Source organism: Dielma fastidiosa (genome assembly GCF_000313565.1).
Classification (GTDB): domain Bacteria; phylum Bacillota_I; class Bacilli_A; order Erysipelotrichales; family Erysipelotrichaceae; genus Dielma; species Dielma fastidiosa.
The window spans coordinates 5,192-23,332 of the sequence record NZ_HE578932.1 but is presented as its reverse complement, the minus strand read 5'-3'; the positions used below and the strand labels follow the sequence as shown (position 1 = coordinate 23,332).

Here is an 18,141-nt window from a genome sequence, read left to right as displayed (position 1 = left end):
ATCGTATTAGCCATGGGCAATTCGCCCTTGACGCCTTAATATAATACCATTCGCTTTCTGCTATGTCAACAACTTTTTTTAAAATTTTTACAATTTCTTTTTCATCGCAACAGCGGGTTTAGATCAGCGGCTTATACTCACTTCCTCAGATAGTTTATCCTGATAAATCATCCTTATACATTATTAAATGTTTCTTACAGTAAGCCTAAATAAGCGCCTTCCTGTTTGTAAATTCGCCTGAATATGCTATACTAGTAAAAGTTAGGAGGAATACTATGATTCAAATATTCAATACCCAGGCACTCACCTCTCAGCAGCGCTTCACACGGGCAATTATCGCCGGAAGCATCAGCGCAATCGTGATTGCTGTTGTCTATGGCGCATTGATGCAGTACATACATATTGAATCTTCTTTATTATTAATAGTCGTCGGTTATGGTATTGCCATGGCTGTCCAGAAAGCGGGCCGCGGTGTTCAGCAGCGTTTCTCGATACTTGGAGCAGTCTTATGTGTCATTGCCATTCTGATTGCGGATCTGATTACTTATTTTGGCTTTTCCGCATTGTTGAATCCAGCTGCATGGCCGGCCTTCTTTACAGCCTTGCTGCGGATGTATTTGAATGCCAGCATTCAAAGCTTATTAGCCATCGTCTTCAGAGCTGCCGCTGTCGCTGTTGCTTATCAATATTCAAGAATTGTATAATCTGCATAGAATAGAACGAGGTGAATGACATGTTCTATCGTGATACCTGGGCAGAGATCAATCTTGATGCCCTGCGGCATAATTGCCGTGAAATACAGAAACTGACAAACAAAAAAATGATTGCTGTTTTAAAAGCCAACGCATATGGTCATTGTGATTACTGGGTTGCGAAAACAGCCATGGAAGAAGGCGCTGCCATGGTGGCGGTGGCCTATTTGGATGAAGCACTTTCACTTCGTAAACAAGGTTTTACCTCAGATATCCTCGTATTAGGTCATATTCGTGCTGCCGATATTCCACTGGCACAGACTCATCGGATTACGTTAACCGTTCTGAGTTTGGATTGGCTGAATGAATGTCTGGCATGCCATGATGATTTATCCCATTTAAAGTTTCATTTGAAGGTTGATTCAGGCATGAACCGCATCGGCATGAAAACTTCTGATGAAATGAATAATGCCATCGCATTAATTATGCAGCATAATGGCATCGTTGAAGGCATTTATACGCATTACGCTTGTGCGGATGAAGATGATCTGAACTATTGTGAAATGCAGTATCATACCTTTAAGACTCTCGTTGACAGGCTCTCAATCAAGCCTAAATGGATTCACTGTGAAAACAGTGCTGCCATCCTTCAGTTTCCTGATGAGCTTACCAATGCGGTAAGAGCCGGACTAATCCTTTACGGTGTCTCCCCTATCTCTACATCCGTTGATTTTCAGCCAGTGCTTTCACTTTTCAGCAAGATTACCTGTGTCAAACAGATTCATGCCGGTGAATGTGTCGGTTATGGGGCAACTTATACAGCTAAGGGTGATGAATGGATTGCCACGCTGCCTATTGGCTATGCGGATGGTTTTATTCGAGCCAATCAGGGACGCTCAATGATTGTGGATGGTGAAGAAGTCGAAATCGTCGGCAGGATCTGTATGGATCAATGCATGATTCGGCTGAACAGCAGCAAGCCATTGGGGACACCCGTTGAAATTATATCTAAACAGATGCCGGTAACGCGCGTCGCTGAGGAATTGAATACTATTTCTTATGAAATTCTCTGCTTATTATCAGACCGTATCCCTCGTGTAATCATGGAAAAAGGTAAACAAAAAGCTATTGTAAACCTACGTCTGCACGAAACTTATTAACCGTGTTTAAAAATGAATCACCGGCTCATACTATGAGTGTTAATAAAAATTTGAATTTTTTTCAAAATATATTATAATATAGTTATGACTTGGGAATTAGGAGAAAGAAAATGAAGAATCATAAAAAGAAGAAAGTTAGAAACAAACCAGTAAATAGAGGCATTCGTGTTTCTGAACAGACATCTGAGGAGCAGTTAGAGAAAATCGGCCTGGAAGCTGAAAAGATTTATCAGATGTTTATTGACAATATGAGTAAAGACCTTGACAGTCCGGATGTTTATAACTGTGTTATAGCATGGCAGGAGTATCTGACAAAGTATTATTATAAATGTACAGATATGATTCTTGCCCGCCTCGCTAATTTATATGTAACTGACAAGCGCTTCACAGAAAGTATGGATCAGTTCCAAATTGGTCTTGCCGGCTTTATGAGTCAGGCCATTAAAGCTTATCTGAGAAGAGATCTTCCTAAGCTTCCTAAAGCTGAAAAGCCAGCGCCTGCGGCTAAGGAAGAGAAGGCCGAAGAAGTAAAGGCTCCAGCTAAGAAAAAAGCGGTTAAGAAAACAGCCGCTGATGATGAAGCTGCGCCAAAGAAAGCGGCTCCTAAAAAGACGGCTGCGAAAAAAACAGCTGCTAAGACTGAGGCACAAGCTGAAGAACCAGCTGAAAAGCCTAAGGCTGCCAGAAAACCAGCAGCTAAGAAAACGGCTGAAAAGTCAGCTGAGAAGAAGGCACCAGCAAAAAAAGCAGCTGCTAAGAAAACAGCTGAAAAATAAGTATTTGATGATCCCGCTAAACAGCGGGATTTTATTTTTAATCTTTCTCGCACACCTGCTTGACCTTGGCTTCACTGAATGCCTTATAAAAGGTTGAGACAACCATAATGCCTAAAGCGATGATACCGGCACTGGCTAATGTGGTAAGTCCAGAGCTGCCTGCCGCTGCCATATCGCCATTGACTAAATAAAGCATGGTCATATACATTCCCTTGCCGGGAACCAGGGGAATCAAACCGCTGATGGCAAAGGTTGTAACTGTCGTTTTTAGAATACGCGCCATGATTTCCGAATAGATTGAAAAACAAAGCGTCGCTGAAAAGAGAGTCAGCATGAGATTTACATTGAAAGCGATTCCCAGTTCATAAACAAAAGCCGTCAGACCGCCGCCTAATGCTGAAAAGCATAATTGCCTGCCGCGGATATTAAATAAGAAGCCAAAGAAATAAACTGCGATGGTCGCTGATAAGACATGAACAATCATAACAATCCCCCTACATTCATCCAGAATGTGATTGTAATACCAGCTCCCAACGCCAGCGCGACAGCTATCAGGCAAGCCTCAATTCCGCGTGTCACGCCTGAAAGCAGATCGCCGGAGATAGAGTCACGGATCGCGTTGGTAATGGATAAGCCGGGAACCAGAAGCATCAGTGAGCCAATGATAACCGCATCCTTACTCACGCATAATGGAATTGCTTCAAAAATCAGCGCCAGCAATGCTATGATTGATGATTCAATGGTGATTGTCACAAATGCGTTAATCTTTTTACACTCTAAAAAATTAGCGGCTGCCCGTACTGCCAAGCCAACCGCAAAAGCGCAGAGAGCATCCTTAAGCGTTCCATTAAAATATAAAGTAAAACAAAATGCGATCATCGCCGATGCCAGATAACGCAGCGGCATGGCATACAAGGGTTCTTTTTCAATCTGCGCTAATTCATGACCGACAGCTTCAATGCTTAAATGCTGAGAGCAGCAGCGGCGTGATAAATCATTGATCCGGTTAATGCGTTCAAGATTTAAGGAACTGCCCTTTACCCGCACTACCTTAGAATAATTGCTGCCATCAAGCACAAAGGATACAAAAATACCGCTGGGTGTCACAAAGCTGCTGGCTTCCTCAACCTGATAATGTTCCATGATGCGGCTGATTGTTTCTTCCACCCGATATATTTCAGCGCCGCTCTCAAGCAGCAGACGACCGGCTTTAGCGGATATATTAAGGATCATTTCTGGATTCACAGGCTCACCTCCAATGTCGAGTCTACACCAAATCCCATGCCTTGACAAGTATAAAAGATAAAGACTGCTCAATGATTTTTTTTAACTTTTTTATCAAAAGCAATTGAAATTTATCTTTTTATACGTTATAATATCTAAGCACTTGCCCGAGTGGTGAAACTGGTAGACGCAGTGGACTCAAAATCCACCGGTAGCGATACTGTGCCGGTTCGAGTCCGGCCTCGGGCACCATATGCAGAATACTCTCAAGTTAGCTTGAGAGTTTTTTTATGCAAGAAAAAAACAGCAAGTGCTGTTTAAATTAATTAACGAATCTTACGGCCAATCTTAAGCTGCTGGCGCCACTGCGGTGCTTCCCCATCGTCGCCCCAATATTCATCCAGTTTACAGATTTGATCACCTTCAAAGATAAAGAAAGAACATACATGAAATGACTGATCAGCACTCCAGACATGACTGATGGTTAAAATATAATCTTCATTGATCTCAATGCGTTCAACATTGCCATGCCACTCACCTGGATAATCACAATTAGCCTTGATGAATTCTTCTCTGGTAAATTCTTCATTCGTGTTATGCCAGCGAATGAAGGCATCCTCAGTGAACATTTCAGCTAAACCCAAACGATCCTGAACTGCAATTTTATGCCAGTAATCTTTAATAAATGCCTGAATATCCATACTTCCTCCTAGTTTTCAATCATCATCTGAATGATTTCTTCATCCGTATCTTTCATGCCGCGGCTGGCGAGCCGTCCGACATTGGCAATCGTCGCTTCAACATTCTGACAGACAATACCTTCACCGCTGTGAAAACTCTTGCCGCGGATTACCATCTGTGCGCCCATAATGCCGGCATCCACCGCTGTCGCAATCTTAGCCGCGCAGGACGGCTTAGCACCATCGCATATCATCCCGGAAGGGATTGCCAGCGCATTGGTAAATACCGCGCAGATCTGCTCATAGGTACAGCCCAGCAAATAAGCGATGCCAGCACCTGCCCCAGCCCCGGCGGCAACCACACCGCAATAAGCTGACAGCCTGCCGATTCTCAGCTTTTGATGTACTGTCATTAAATTGGAAATCAATAATGCCCGATAAAGATTCTCACGGCTGATATTCAGCTCCTGCGCATATACGATAACGGGTATTGAAGCAGTCATGCCCTGATTGCCGCTGCCGGATAAGATAATAACCGGCAGTTCACAGCCGCTCATCCGCGCATCAGAACCCGCCGCTGCCATCGCCTTTGCTCTAGTTTGAAGATTATTGCCATAGGTTGACAGCAGAATCGATGAAATACTGGCACCATAGCTCTGACGCAGCCCTTCCTGTGCAATTGCTATATTACAGCTGATTTGACGATCCAGCACCGCCTTAACATCCTCAATATCCGCATGCACGGCAAAATCATAAATTCCCCGCATGGAAAGCACGTCATAGCAATCTTCCTGACTGCTCATAACGGCATCATCCCCCTGATACAGACATTGACCGTCACGTTCCCTAAGCACTACATTGCAATGCTCCCTCACGATGCGCACCCGTGCCGTATGCAAGTCACTGGCAGCGATGATGCTTATATCCAATGAACTGTCACTGTCAACATGTTCAATATCGATAGGCACACGTTTTAAAAACGCGTCAATCTGACACAGCTGTTCTTCACTCACATTGGCAATTACCTCAAGGCTTGCTTTGGCATCACCAGCGACGATACCCGCTGCCGCTGCTGCCGCAATCCCTTTACGGCCGCCGGTATTCGGCACTACTACACTCTTTACATTCTTAATTATATTGCCGCTGGCCTGAACCGTAACCTTTTTTACTTCATCAGCCAGCACATCACGGGCAATCGCCGCCGCATAGGCAATCGCAATCGGCTCCGTACAACCCATCGCGGGTACTAATTCCTTCTTTAAAATATTAAGATAAGCCTGATAACATCTGTCCTTTTTATCCATTGCTAACCCCTCTTGACTTCTAGTTAATTTTATTATAGCATGAACTCATAATATTAATTTTTTAATATTTTTATAAGATTATTAAAAATAATTTATAGGAGCTATTATGGAACTTAGAACACTCATCACCTTTTTAAGGATTGCGGAACTGCAAAGCTTCTCTAAAGCTGCCGCTGAATTAAATTATTCACAGGCAGCGGTTACGATTCAGATTCATGAACTGGAAAAAGAATTAAATACCCGCCTTTTTGACCGCATCGGCAAACGTATCGCATTAACCCAGCAGGGTGAATGCTTCCTTCAGCATGCCCGGCGGATCATTGAAGAAGTCAATCACGCCAAGCAAGCGGTGAGTGAAGATTCAGCACTCAACGGCAGTCTGCGGATTGGTACGGTAGAATCACTGTGCGCGACCCGTTTTCCTGAACTTCTTACTACTTTTCATCAGCTATACCCACAAGTATCACTCTGCATTAAAACAGCCGCTCCGGATCAGCTCTTAACGATGATGGATCGCAATGAGCTTGATCTTGTCTATCTGCTTGACAGCAAAAGAAATCATAAAAATTGGATCAAGGTATTTGAAGCTCCGGAAGAAATCGTTTTTGCCGCATCGAGTCAGCATCGCTTAGCCGCAAGCAAGCAATTAAGACTCAATGATCTTTTAGATGAGAACTTCATCCTTACTGAAAATAATGTCAGTTACCGCCATGCCTTAGATCAGCAGTTATATGCACAGCAGAAAACTATTGATCCTTACTTGGAAATCGGCAACACAGATTTTATTATTGGCTTGATTGCCGCTGACATGGGAATCTCTTTGCTGCCTAAATTTACGATTGAGGAAGCCGTAGCCAAGCAAAGCATCTCAATCCTGCCAGTCAGTGATTTTCAGCTGATCAGCTGGCGGCAGATCTTTTATCACAAAAACAAATGGCTGACCAGAGAAATGGAAGCCTTTCTTAAAATCGCGCTGGAATTATAATTAAATAAACTAATTGCCGCAAACTAGAAGAGAATGGAGGAAGTTAATGATTCAATTAATTAAAAATACACTCTCAATTCATAAACAAAATTGGCCAACCTTGCTTTATTTTGAAATCATACACCGTACAGTCAGTTCATTTCTGATTTATACTTTTTACCAGGAAATCATGTCATTGATTCTAAAAAACACCGGTTTAAGTATATTGACTCAAGAAAACATACGTCTGATGCTGATTCATCCCCTATCAATCCTGCTATTAATCAGCTTCTTCTTATTAATCGCAGCACTGCTGTTTTTTGAAATCACCGCACTGTTAATCTATGGTCAATATGGCTGGCAGCAGCAAAGCCTCAGTTTGCTTGAACTTTACCGTCAGTCAGTGAAAACATCACTGAATTATCTGCGCCTAAAAAACATGCCCCTGCTGATCCTTTTAGCCTTGCTGATCATCCTATCGAGTTTTCCATTTACCGCTTCCTTCTTAAGGTTTTCGATTCCTGAATTCATTAAAGACGCAATGCTTGCCGATGTTAAGCTGGCGCTGCTTTATTGGTTGCTTTTGATTGCGCTTAATACCATCGTATTCACCTTTTTATTTGGTTTCATCTTCATTCAGCAGTCACCGAATTTCTCAGAAGCATGGAAAAAAAGCATGAAACTGATTGCCAAACAACCCTTCCGTTTATTTGGGAATCTGATAATATTTATGTTATTGCTGCAGCTGGGCCTGATGCTGATTGCTTTGATTATTATCTTACTGCTCGCAGCAAATACCATACTCGCCGGCGAAGGGGCTGATGCCTTTCGCTTTGGCTTGACTAAGTTTTCTGATTTTTTCAGACTTGCCAATGATATTATTACAACCTCAGCGATGATTTCCTTTATTGTTATAGAAAGTCATCGTTTAAATGATGAGCCGCGGCAGCCAACAGCAAAAAAGCAGCTCTCCCTAACAAAGCGGTTAGGCCGAACCCTTATTGGTGCCTTTGCCATCGCGCTGATGCTGATTTTCAGTGAGGGTGAGATTGGCGGCGCTCTTTATACCAACAATCAGAAGGATACGCAGATCATCGCCCACCGAGCGGGTGCCGCCTTTGCCCCTGAAAACACCTTAGCCGCTTTAGAAGCCGCTATCTCTGCCGGCGCTGACAGTGCTGAAATCGATGTCCAGCAAACTCAGGATGGAACGCTGATCATCATGCATGATACTAATTTCAAAAGAACCACCGGTTATGACAGTCAGGTTTGGGATACTCCTTATGATATCGTTCAGACCTTAGACGCTGGTTCTTTCTTTGCTCCTGAATTTGCCAATGAGCCGATACCTACATTAGAAATGATGCTGGCAGCGGCTAAAAACCGTATTCATTTAATGATTGAGCTTAAATCATCGGGCCATGAGCGGCAGCTTGTGGAAACGACACTTGCATTAATTCAAAAATATGGCATGGAGGATCAATGCAGCATTGCTAGCATGGATTCTGCCATTCTTCAGCAGACAAAGGCTATCAATCCAAGCATTGAGACAGTTTTAATCACTGCTGTTTTCTATGCACCGCTGCTTGATTATGATACGATCGATGGTTACAGTATTGAAACAACCTTTGTCAATTATGAAATTGCGTCGCTGACTGATTTCAGCCGCAAAAAGCTCTATGTGTGGACCGCTAATGAGGATGCTAACATCAACAAGGTGCTGCGCTTAGGTGTTGATGGTATCGTCACCGATAATCCGCTGCTTGCCAGCTATTACAAGGATATGCTGATGAGAAATCTATGGATGGATTCATTAACTGAATTCTTCTTTCCTGCTGAGACTGTAAACCAATAGGTATTTCCTTTCAGTATGACAAAGCTGTAACCTATGATAAAACCATTTTCTGCTATAATAAGCACAAGGAAGTGAGTTCATGCTTGAATTAAATAATATTAGCTTTACATATACTGATGAGCCCTTTATTGAAAATCTATCATTAATGCTTGATACCAATGCTCCCTGTATTCTGCTTTCAGGGAAAAACGGGAGTGGTAAAACCACACTGCTCAATTTAATGTGTGAGCTGCTGCCGGCATATGATGGCAGTATAGAACGGCATGGTATGTCAATTGGTTATCTTCCATATCAGGATTGTCTGATTAAAGATGTGAGTGTGCTTGATAATTTCCGTTTCTACAACCGTATTTTTAACGATCAAGACCTTGAACTTAATGATTCATTCTATAATCAGCTCTTACAGATTTTCAGCATTGATTATCAACATAAAAAGGTGAAACAATGCTCCTCGGGTGAACAGAAAAAATGTGCTATTGTCTGCTTGCTTTTATCTAAAGCTGATCTGCTAATCTTTGATGAGCCATTTAATGCCCTTGATTTTCAAAGTGTATTAGGCTTTCTAAGGCTCATCAAAGAAATGAAACAGGAACATCTATTTCTGATTACCACTCATACGATGGATGTTATTGGTAAGATTGCTGATCGCCTGTTAATTATGGAGCATGGCAGTCTTAAAGCGGATATTTTAGGCAGAAAAGAAATCGAGGCTTATCTCAATGATCAATACTATGCTGAAATCAAAACCATTTAGGTATATTCTTGCACTGTTAGGATCTGCAGCCGGTTTGTGTCTGCTTACACTGATTTATCCAACTTTGCAAAGACCTGCTTATAATGGCTTCAATATTCTGCTGCCGCGTGAGCAATTTATAGCCTATGAAGCGTTCATCCTGCTGTTCTTTCAGCTTGCCGTTTATCGTCTTTTAAAAGACAAGCGTACTACTTGGTATCCATTGCTGGCTTATCCCAAATCTATGCGCAAAACCTTTATCAAAAAGGGTCTGACAGCCCTGATTGCTACACTGCCAATCATAATTTTCGCAAGCTTTTTGCATTGCATGACAGTGACAAGCCAAGACCTTACCTATCTTTGGATGCTGTATGCAATTCATTTTATTTTCTTTTTATTAGAGAATTATGGAATTGCCGATGGTTATCTAGATACAAGAATTGTTAACATTATCCATGTTCTAACCCTTCCCTTTTTCTACTTTGCGATCGTTAACCAGCATGACTGGCTGCCGATTCTGGTAAATCTAAGGCTGCCCATTACTATACTGCTGGTGATGATTTATGCAGTATTATTCATTTTTATTGACACAAACTGCCGCCGCATCCTCTTTCATGAGATTTTTCTGAGAGATTATTTTAAAAATAATGCAAATGGGCCAATCGTTCTGGTCAATGCTAAAATTGTCAAATGCGGAAAGTATTTAAATCTTTATCATCGTTTAAATCCGAATCATAATGGATATTGGCGCTTCATCGCTTATTTCGATATTCTGCTCAAGAAGAATAAGACTTTGCTATTAGTTATGCTTGCTTTCTTTTTGCTTAAATTCTACTGGTTATTTTTATGCGTACTGCTATTCTTGATACTTAGATTGTTCATAGATGCCTTCAAGCTAAATAAGTTAAAGTATCGTGTTCAAGGTTCAATTAAGTAATGGAAAAAATAATGCAGGAACCGTTCTGATACGGCGCCTGCATTTTTTACTTAAAAAAATCAGGACCGCAGTCCTGATTAATGAGTTTCTCCAGCTCTTGCCTGAATATCCTTTTCATTTGATACAATTGCCTCAATTGCGGCAGTTAAGCCTTTGACAATCAAATCCAGATTCATGCTTGGTGTATTTGCCTTATCAAGTACCTGTTCCGGAAGGAAAGGAATATGTATAAAACCTGAACGCATTGCTGGAAATTCTTTTTCCGCAAGGTAGCGAACCCCATAGAGCACATGATTGCAGACAAAGGTACCTGCTGTATAAGAAATCGCTGCCGGTACATTAGCCGCCTTCATAGCAGCTGTCATTGCCTTGACAGGCAGCGTGGTGAAATACGCATTCTCGCCATCCTCGTAAATCTTCTCACCGGAAGGCTGATACCCTTCATTATCCTTAATGCGGGCCTCATTCAAATTAATACCGACATATTCCACGCTGATTGCACTGCGGCCGCCAGCCTGACCAATCGACAGTACCACATCCGGCTGATGCTCTCTGACAGCCTTTTCAATCACCGCCAGCGATTTATTAAATACTGTTGGAATTTCCAGCTTAATGATTTCAGCACCGCCGATTGCATCAGCCAATAGCTTCACTGATTCAATAGCCGGATTAATCTTTTCACCGCCAAATGGATCAAAGCCAGTTACTAATAGTTTCATAAATGACCTCCTTTAAAAACCTAATACAAGCATTAAAATCACATGGACAACAATCATTGCCAATGCCATTGGCAGCTGTGCCTTGATCACCGCGTATTTACTCTTTGTTTCAAGTACAGCGCTTGGCACAATATTGAAATTCGCCGCCATCGGTGTCATTAGTGTACCGCAGAAACCAGCCGTTAAACCTAAAGCGCCGATCATTGCCGGATCACCGCCCTGCTGAATTACAAACGGAATTCCGATGCCCACGGTAATTACTGAAAAGGCCGCGAAGCCATTGCCCATAATCATCGTGAAAACCACCATGCCGACGACATAAATAATAACACCAATTAAAATATTACCCTCAGGTATAATACCGCCGATTGCATTCGCAATAACAGTACCGACACCTGCCGATGTAAACACCGCACCTAACGCGGCTAATAGCTGCGGCAGCAATGAACTTCCGCCCACCTGCATCAAAAGCCGGGTTGAATCCTCTGCGGTTTCCTTATTCTTCGGATGAAGCAGCAGCATACCGCTGACTAATGCCGCAATACTTGCAACACCGATAGCAACCGCACTTGGAATAGCGAAGCTCTCGCCCTGCCAAGGTATTTTTATCGTTGACAGCAGCATTGCCACAACGCCGATCATCAAGGCAGGCAGGAAAATCAAATTGCCGACTTTTTCACTCGACATTTTCTTAAACTGCGGATCAGCCTCAGTGAATTTGCCCATGCGTACTTGTTTTGTCGCTGAGAGCACACCCATCGCCAATAGCAGCGCGCCGACTAACTCGGATGGCAAAATCTTACCCAAAATGAAAATCAAACCGAGAATCAGCCAAAACAGAAAAGTCCCTATACGCGCCTGTTCATTCTTTAAACCGCGAAACGCCGTCGCAACGGAAACAAGCCCGCATAATACAAAGACGATTTCGGTCGCAATATTTAAAAATTCATTCATTACATCATCCCATCCCTTCTGATTTTCTTATCCGCAAAATGGAACTGAATCAAAGCCAGAACAAACATGATCACCGCTACCGGAATGGAATTCAGCGCGATTGACTGAAGGGTAACCTCATAACCCGCTTCAATTAAAACACCCTGAATCAGCAAAACGCCGCTGGCGCCATAGAAGCAATTCTGACCAAAGAAATTACCATAGTTTTCAGCTGCCGCCGCCAAGCCCTTCACAAAATCTGTTTCCTTTTCGGTAAACAGTGAACCCTTGCATTTCTCACCGGCTGCTTCTGCCATCGGATAGATCAAAGGTCTGACAAATTGCACATGGCCGCCTAAACGAACTGAAAAGGCCGCCGCAATCGTACGAATCAGCAAATAAATCGCCAATACCTTGCCAGCGGTCGCCTTCTTGATCTGTCCGATCAGATAGGCGGCTCGCTCCTTCAAGCCGTATCGCTCTAAAACAGCGATGATTGGGAAGCTGATTAAAAAGATTGACATCAGGCGATTGCTGACAAAAGAATCACCGATAATTCTCAATATTTCAACAAAAGACATCCCTGAAACTAATCCGGTTACAAGTCCGGAAATCAATACGACAGCCAATACATCAAGCTTTAATGCAAAGCCTGCCACAATGATAACAATACCTATTAATTTAATTGCATCACCCATAATTAAACCTCCTGTTGCTTTAGTATAACATAAAGAAACACTTTTTGAAAAGTGTTTCCCTTAGTGTAATATTTTACAGCTTATAATAATGAAATTTCATTCTTTGCCTCTTCACTATAACGGCTGATCCGTATTTTATGAGAAGCATAAAGCATCAGCATGATTGATACGATCAGAATCAGTGCACAGCAAACAATGATACTTGTCTTTTCTAAATGGAAATGCATGCCCATCGGTTTAAACATAAACGTATAAAGCAGACCATTTACAATCAGACTTAAAAGAATGGATGACATTAGAATCTTTAAGCCATAGAAGATCAATTCACTGAAAATCATCCTGCGGACAGAACGCATTCGAAGACCCAGCATGCGATACAGCACAAATTCACGCCGGCGGTACTCAAAGTTAACACTTGAGATATTAAATACTGCTACCATACCCATTAATGCAATCAGAATAATATAGCCATACATCATGATTTCAAGCAATGCCTTGATCGTCTTTGTTTCCAGCTGGCGGGCGACTGCGTTAATGACCTCAAAGGTATCTACTCCCTCACCCTGCGGCAGCATATTCAGCATTCCCTCAAGCGCGTTAGGATTGCTGCTCTTAAAGAAGACTGTGAAATGTTCCTCATAAGAGCCGACACTTTTCAATTCAGCAATTACCTGCTGCATCATCGCGTCAGAGATAATCATCTGCGGCGTATCCTGCATGGTAAGCCCCGGCAGCTGAGCATGGGTAGAAATAACCTCAAGCTTATCAAAGAGCTTTACATCTGATGGATACAGGCTATAGATATTATTGATGCGGTCAGCATCCGCTATTTCAACGATTTTACGATTATCCGCGTCATATGCCTGATTATACAGGATACCTACCGGCCGATCCAAATTCTTGATAATTTCAAGATTTCTTGCCAGACTATTGCGTTTGATATAGTAATCAAGCACATCATCACTATATGAAATCAGCGTAAAAGTCACGGTCTCATCAATATTATATAATGCCTTAAACTCATCGCTGAACGCGCTTAGATCATTACTTGTCACGTTAACCATTTCCGCTACCAGCATTCTTGAGTATCCATCGCTAAGCTTTAAGCGGGTAATCAGTCTAGTTGGATATTTATCATTCATAATGACTGCCTTAACATCATAACCGGCATCATCGATATTAAGAAACACGCCCTGACGCATATAATCAAATACGGTCTGTGTTGTAATAAACAATGCCATGACACTGCTCAGCAGAAAGATGATTTTACGATAAGGCTTATGATTCTGTTTCAGATGCTTCAGTGTTAATTTATTATCGATGCTTAAAAATCTATTTTGAAGATCAAGATACGGCTTACGTTCTTCATCAACCTCATCGTTGGATAATAGCGTGGATCGAATCGATTTGCGGCTTGTTTTTTTGGCCGCTAAACGCATTGAACAGAAGGAGAAGAACAAGGCAGCCCCACCGCTTAGCAGCATCAGCTGCCATGTATAATGAAAATTAAGCTGGACGGCACTCACAACGATCCGCTTCAGCAGCTGATTCACCACATAAAAGGTGCCGCTTGTGAAACCATAGCCGGCTAAAAGCCCTATCGGCAAAGCCAGACCAAGAATCACAATACCCTCATAGACGATCATCATGCGAATCTGATGACCGGTAGCACCAATACTCTTAAAGATTGCCAGATGCTTTTCACGATTCAGATACGCATTCGCAAAGCTGCTGAAAATCAATTCACCGGCAATAATTAAAAAGAACAGCAGGAAGAAAACAATCAGCACCAGCATTTGAAATGAAATCAAACGCTCATTAAACACATTATTATATTTAAGTAATGTATCATTATAGCTGAAAGCCGTATATTCCCCCTTAAACAGCTGACTCAGTGATCCAGTTACCTGATAAGTATCTTTAATATCCTTATAAAGCAGATAAATATCCATCGGCAGATCCGCATTCTCATCATAAGCGGTGATGACTGAATAGAAGGGATTATCATAATCAAAATTAGGGGTTTCAAATACACCGACTACCTCATAGCTGCCGCTGTGCAGCGGTAAAAACTGTTCATTATCCTCAATCGGCGCCGCTTCATCAAGCTTATTGCCCGCTTCACTAACTCGCTCACCAAGGTTTAAAACCACCTGTAAGCCCGGTACCATTTTAATCTTTCCCTCATACTGCAAAGACTGTGAAACAATGATTTCATTGCTGTTTCTAGGCAGCCGGCCCTCAACCAGATCAATATCCAGGTTCTGCATCGCCGAGGATGAAAAACCAAGCAGACGCAGATAAGCCTTCTGTTTATTCATTGAATCGCTGAGATAGGAAACACCATAATGCTGAACCTTCATTTCCTCCTCAATTTTCATATTCATATCAAGATAAGAGGCAAAGTTCTGATTCACATCGGTAAAAACAGCATGATAATTCCCCGTTGAACGGACAAGGCTTTCATTTATACTCACATAGATGGAAGTCATAATCGCCGACATTGAAAAAATCATCGCGGCAGCCAGTGCGATACTGGCAATCGATAAGGCTGTACGATGCTGGTTTTCCTTTAGATACTTCTTTATATAAACGTTCAGAATATTCATGAAGCCTACTTGTCCTCTTTAATCTCACCGGCATTCATTTCAAAAATCCGGTCAGCCTGCATCGCAATATTCATATCATGCGTAATTAAAAGAATCGTCGTATTGGTTCGTTTATTAGCCAGTTTCAGCAAATCGACGATCTCTCTTGAATTCATGCTGTCCAAGTTTCCAGTCGGCTCATCAGCCAATACCAAAGTCGGATGATGAATCAATGAACGCGCAATGGCAACCCGCTGCTGCTGGCCGCCGGAAAGCTGTGAGGGATAGTATTCCATGATTTTATCGATATTTAATGATGTGATGATCTGATTTAAATAACTCTGTTCAACCTCTTTATTATCCAGCAATAAAGGCAGCAGGATATTTTCACGGATGTTTAATGTCGGCACTAGATTATAAAACTGATAGATCATCCCGATTTGGCGGCGTCGGAAAATAGTCAGCTGATCCTCACTCAGATTATACAGACTTGTCCGATCAATCGAAACCGAGCCGGAAGTCGGCGGCTCCAGACCGCCAAGAATATGCAGCAGCGTTGATTTGCCTGAACCGGAAGGTCCGACAATCGCCACAAATTCTCCCTTCTTAACAGTAAAGCTAATATCTTTCAGGACTACCGAAGGCTGTTTATTACCGAATACTTTTGAAATATGCGATACTTTTAATATTTCCATTACGTCACCTACTTCTTATAAAAACGAATTGAGAATGAAGTCCCCTGATTCAATACGGACTGTACACTGATCGTACCATCCTGACCGGTTATGATTGAATAAGCCATGGCTAAACCGATGCCGACACTTTCCTTGCTGACTGTCGAACAGCGGTAGAAACGATCAAAGATAAAGGGCAGATCCTTAGCATCAATACCGACACCATTATCCGATAAAACAAACTCTGTATACATTACCGTATCAAAAACCTCAGCCTTCAGAATACCGCCCTGCGGTGTATGTTCACTGCAGTTCTTCAAGATATTAACAAAAGCCTCACAGGTCCAGTTGACATCCGTTTCAATCAGCGGATTGTCGCCGCTGACCAAATATTGCTGATCCTTCGTTTCAATCATCATATAAACCGGTTCAATCGCCTTACGCAATAAATCATGGGCATGAATCTGATCCTTCTTAAACTCAATCGTCTTCGCATCCAGCTTAGACAGCTTCAGCAGCGAGGATACTAACCATTCAATCCGCTTCAGCTGTGATTTGATCACCCGTAAAAATTCCTTGCGTTCTTCCTTAGTCAATTCATCACTGTCTAATAGATCTGACATTAAAAGCATTGAAGTAAGCGGCGTTTTAAGCTGATGGGATATATCCGCCAGATTATTCGCCAGCAGCATTTTATCCTGCTTCAGCAATTCATTCTGCTCCTTCATCATCACGGTAACCTTATAAATATCATTTTTAAGCGAGCTTAAAGTACCCTCATCATTATCAATGATATCTAAAGCATAATCTTTATTTAATAATCGATTGATATATTCTGAGATATTAATTAATGAATTATCCATTCGTTTCAGATAAAAGTAAAAGATAAAAAAGACCGCGAAGCAGAAAAGCGCAATTAAAACCAGAAAAATCGATACGATATAAAGCTGCGCTTCACGATAATTGCCGACAATATTACCGCTTGCGAAATCCATTCCGTATTTCTGAAAGATTTCTTCTCCCAATTCACTGGTAGACAGATGTTCACTTTGAAACAGCTTAATAACTTCACTCTGAGCATCTGGATATTTCTCAGCGATCAAGCCGATAATCTCCGCATTTCTGCGGATCTGCTGGCGTTCGATGAAATTGACAGACTTCGATGCCAGAAAAAAAACCATACCTACCGTAACCGTCAAGGCCAGCACAAGCAGAATCAAGGTCTGGCGCAGGCGGCGGTCTTTCATTTTATTCACGGCTGATACCACGATATCCGATACCGCGGATTGTTTCAATCAGCTTCGGGTTCTGCGGGTCATCTTCAATCTTTTCACGCAGCCGCTTGATATAAACGGTCAGTGTATTGTCATTGATAAAATCACCGCCGATATCCCAAATGCTGTCCAGCAACTCTTCACGTTTCAGGATTTCATTCTTACGGGTAGCTAACGTCATCAATAGACGATATTCCATGGCCGATAGAAAAACCTCCTGATTCTTCTTATAAACCTTGCCCTTTAATGAATAAATTTTTAAATCACCTAATGAAATAATTTTTTCCTGATCCGGATTTTGGTTCTTGCGGCGCAAAACAGCCTTCACTCTGGACATCAGTTCTTTAAGGCCAAACGGCTTCGTGATGTAGTCATCACCGCCCATATCCAAACCAAATACAATATCATTTTCATCATCTCTGGCAGTCAGAAAAATAACCGCTGGTGAACCAACCGATTTGGCATATTCACAGACCTCAAAGCCGTTGCCGTCAGGCAGGCCCAGATCAAGAATCAGACAGTCATAGCTGTTTCTTGAAAGCAGCTCCTTAGCCTGTGCGCAGTTTTTCGCTACCATGACTTCAAAGCCTTCCTTTTTAAAAGAATACTCACAGCCTAAAGCGATGGTTTCATCATCTTCGACAATTAATAATTTACTCATAGATATCCCTCATTTCTCATCTCTATGTGTCATTATAACATAAATAAAACATGAATAAATGACTGGTTTGTAACAAGAAAATGATTTCCTTCAATCCTTAAGGAAATCATGCCATCAATGATGACACCCAGCTGCCTTTCTCGCGGCGCTGTTCCTTCCTGTATTTCAATGTCTCTCTCCTTCTACCTATCGGTATTGGAGTCGCACTCGAGCAAATCCATACAGGAACTCTTTTGATCAGTTCAATGATTTCCATCAAGTAAACAGCC

The 18,141-nt window shown here is 42.1% G+C and carries 18 protein-coding genes and 1 tRNA gene; 8 read left to right on the top strand and 11 right to left on the bottom strand.

Going from position 1 to position 18,141, the window contains the following annotated elements; translation table 11 throughout:
• Positions 1 to 275 precede the first annotated feature (275 nt).
• From DAHG_RS16600 to DAHG_RS20730, 3 genes are all read left to right on the top strand, one after another.
• Positions 276 to 704, top strand: coding sequence for a hypothetical protein (locus DAHG_RS16600; protein WP_022939474.1), 429 nt, complete (start codon positions 276 to 278; stop codon positions 702 to 704).
• A 29-nt stretch (positions 705 to 733) separates the two neighbouring features.
• A complete protein-coding gene (alr, locus tag DAHG_RS16595) occupies positions 734 to 1,852 on the top strand; it encodes an alanine racemase (RefSeq protein WP_022939473.1) in 1,119 nt (372 codons plus the stop codon).
• Between the two features lie 110 nt (positions 1,853 to 1,962).
• Positions 1,963 to 2,628 (top strand): TipAS antibiotic-recognition domain-containing protein, encoded by a 666-nt coding sequence (locus DAHG_RS20730; protein ID WP_022939472.1) that lies wholly within the window; start codon positions 1,963 to 1,965, stop codon positions 2,626 to 2,628.
• A 37-nt stretch (positions 2,629 to 2,665) separates the two neighbouring features.
• Here DAHG_RS20730 and DAHG_RS20110 read toward each other — a convergent pair whose 3' ends face one another.
• Together DAHG_RS20110 and DAHG_RS16580 are read right to left on the bottom strand one after the other, a co-directional pair.
• The gene (locus tag DAHG_RS20110) at positions 2,666 to 3,112 is read right to left on the bottom strand and encodes a threonine/serine exporter family protein (RefSeq protein ID WP_022939471.1); all 447 of its coding nucleotides are present in this window, start codon (positions 3,110 to 3,112) and stop codon (positions 2,666 to 2,668) included.
• The gene (locus DAHG_RS16580; protein ID WP_022939470.1) at positions 3,109 to 3,873 is read right to left on the bottom strand and encodes a threonine/serine exporter family protein; all 765 of its coding nucleotides are present in this window, start codon (positions 3,871 to 3,873) and stop codon (positions 3,109 to 3,111) included. Before DAHG_RS16580 ends, DAHG_RS20110 begins: the two co-directional genes overlap by 4 nt.
• Positions 3,874 to 4,017: 144 nt before the next feature.
• On the opposite strand from DAHG_RS16580, the gene DAHG_RS16575 reads away from it, so the two are divergent.
• Positions 4,018 to 4,104, top strand: a tRNA-Leu gene (locus tag DAHG_RS16575).
• Positions 4,105 to 4,178: 74 nt separating this feature from the next.
• Here the strand turns inward: DAHG_RS16575 and DAHG_RS16570 are convergent.
• Both DAHG_RS16570 and DAHG_RS16565 read right to left on the bottom strand, forming a co-directional pair.
• Entirely contained in the window at positions 4,179 to 4,553 is a 375-nt protein-coding gene (locus DAHG_RS16570) for a nuclear transport factor 2-like protein (RefSeq protein ID WP_022939469.1), read from the bottom strand.
• An 8-nt stretch (positions 4,554 to 4,561) separates the two neighbouring features.
• The gene (locus tag DAHG_RS16565; protein ID WP_022939468.1) at positions 4,562 to 5,836 is read right to left on the bottom strand and encodes an L-cysteine desulfidase family protein; all 1,275 of its coding nucleotides are present in this window, start codon (positions 5,834 to 5,836) and stop codon (positions 4,562 to 4,564) included.
• Between the two features lie 106 nt (positions 5,837 to 5,942).
• Between DAHG_RS16565 and DAHG_RS16560 the strand changes: the two genes are divergently transcribed.
• The 4 genes from DAHG_RS16560 to DAHG_RS16545 all read left to right on the top strand — a co-directional run bounded on the left by DAHG_RS16560 (position 5,943) and on the right by DAHG_RS16545 (position 10,325).
• A complete protein-coding gene (locus tag DAHG_RS16560; RefSeq protein WP_022939467.1) occupies positions 5,943 to 6,821 on the top strand; it encodes a LysR family transcriptional regulator in 879 nt (292 codons plus the stop codon).
• 46 nt (positions 6,822 to 6,867) lie between these two features.
• Positions 6,868 to 8,655: a glycerophosphodiester phosphodiesterase family protein gene (locus DAHG_RS20725; protein ID WP_022939466.1), complete on the top strand. Its 1,788-nt coding sequence runs from the start codon at positions 6,868 to 6,870 to the stop codon at positions 8,653 to 8,655.
• A 79-nt stretch (positions 8,656 to 8,734) separates the two neighbouring features.
• Complete coding sequence (locus DAHG_RS20100) at positions 8,735 to 9,409, top strand: ATP-binding cassette domain-containing protein (protein WP_022939465.1); 675 nt, start codon at positions 8,735 to 8,737, stop codon at positions 9,407 to 9,409.
• A complete protein-coding gene (locus DAHG_RS16545; protein ID WP_022939464.1) occupies positions 9,375 to 10,325 on the top strand; it encodes a hypothetical protein in 951 nt (316 codons plus the stop codon). The genes DAHG_RS20100 and DAHG_RS16545 overlap by 35 nt, the downstream gene beginning before the upstream one ends.
• A gap of 77 nt (positions 10,326 to 10,402) precedes the next feature.
• On the opposite strand, the gene pcp is transcribed toward DAHG_RS16545, so the two are convergent.
• The 7 genes from pcp to DAHG_RS16510 all read right to left on the bottom strand — a co-directional run bounded on the left by pcp (position 10,403) and on the right by DAHG_RS16510 (position 17,872).
• Positions 10,403 to 11,044, bottom strand: a complete 642-nt coding sequence (gene pcp, locus DAHG_RS16540; protein WP_022939463.1) for a pyroglutamyl-peptidase I — start codon at positions 11,042 to 11,044, stop codon at positions 10,403 to 10,405.
• 12 nt (positions 11,045 to 11,056) lie between these two features.
• Positions 11,057 to 11,998 (bottom strand): DUF979 domain-containing protein, encoded by a 942-nt coding sequence (locus DAHG_RS16535; RefSeq protein ID WP_022939462.1) that lies wholly within the window; start codon positions 11,996 to 11,998, stop codon positions 11,057 to 11,059.
• Complete coding sequence (locus DAHG_RS16530) at positions 11,998 to 12,675, bottom strand: DUF969 domain-containing protein (RefSeq protein WP_022939461.1); 678 nt, start codon at positions 12,673 to 12,675, stop codon at positions 11,998 to 12,000. The genes DAHG_RS16535 and DAHG_RS16530 overlap by 1 nt, the downstream gene beginning before the upstream one ends.
• A gap of 80 nt (positions 12,676 to 12,755) precedes the next feature.
• Positions 12,756 to 15,284 carry an ABC transporter permease gene (locus DAHG_RS16525; protein WP_022939460.1) on the bottom strand — a complete coding sequence of 843 codons (2,529 nt, stop codon included), beginning with the start codon at positions 15,282 to 15,284 and terminating at the stop codon, positions 12,756 to 12,758.
• A gap of 5 nt (positions 15,285 to 15,289) precedes the next feature.
• Positions 15,290 to 15,958: an ABC transporter ATP-binding protein gene (locus DAHG_RS16520; protein WP_022939459.1), complete on the bottom strand. Its 669-nt coding sequence runs from the start codon at positions 15,956 to 15,958 to the stop codon at positions 15,290 to 15,292.
• Positions 15,959 to 15,966: 8 nt separating this feature from the next.
• Positions 15,967 to 17,184, bottom strand: a complete 1,218-nt coding sequence (locus DAHG_RS16515) for a sensor histidine kinase (protein ID WP_235696049.1) — start codon at positions 17,182 to 17,184, stop codon at positions 15,967 to 15,969.
• A gap of 1 nt (position 17,185) precedes the next feature.
• On the bottom strand, positions 17,186 to 17,872 hold the full coding sequence (locus tag DAHG_RS16510; RefSeq protein WP_022939457.1) for a response regulator transcription factor: 687 nt from the start codon (positions 17,870 to 17,872) through the stop codon (positions 17,186 to 17,188).
• Between the last annotated feature and the right edge of the window lie 269 nt (positions 17,873 to 18,141).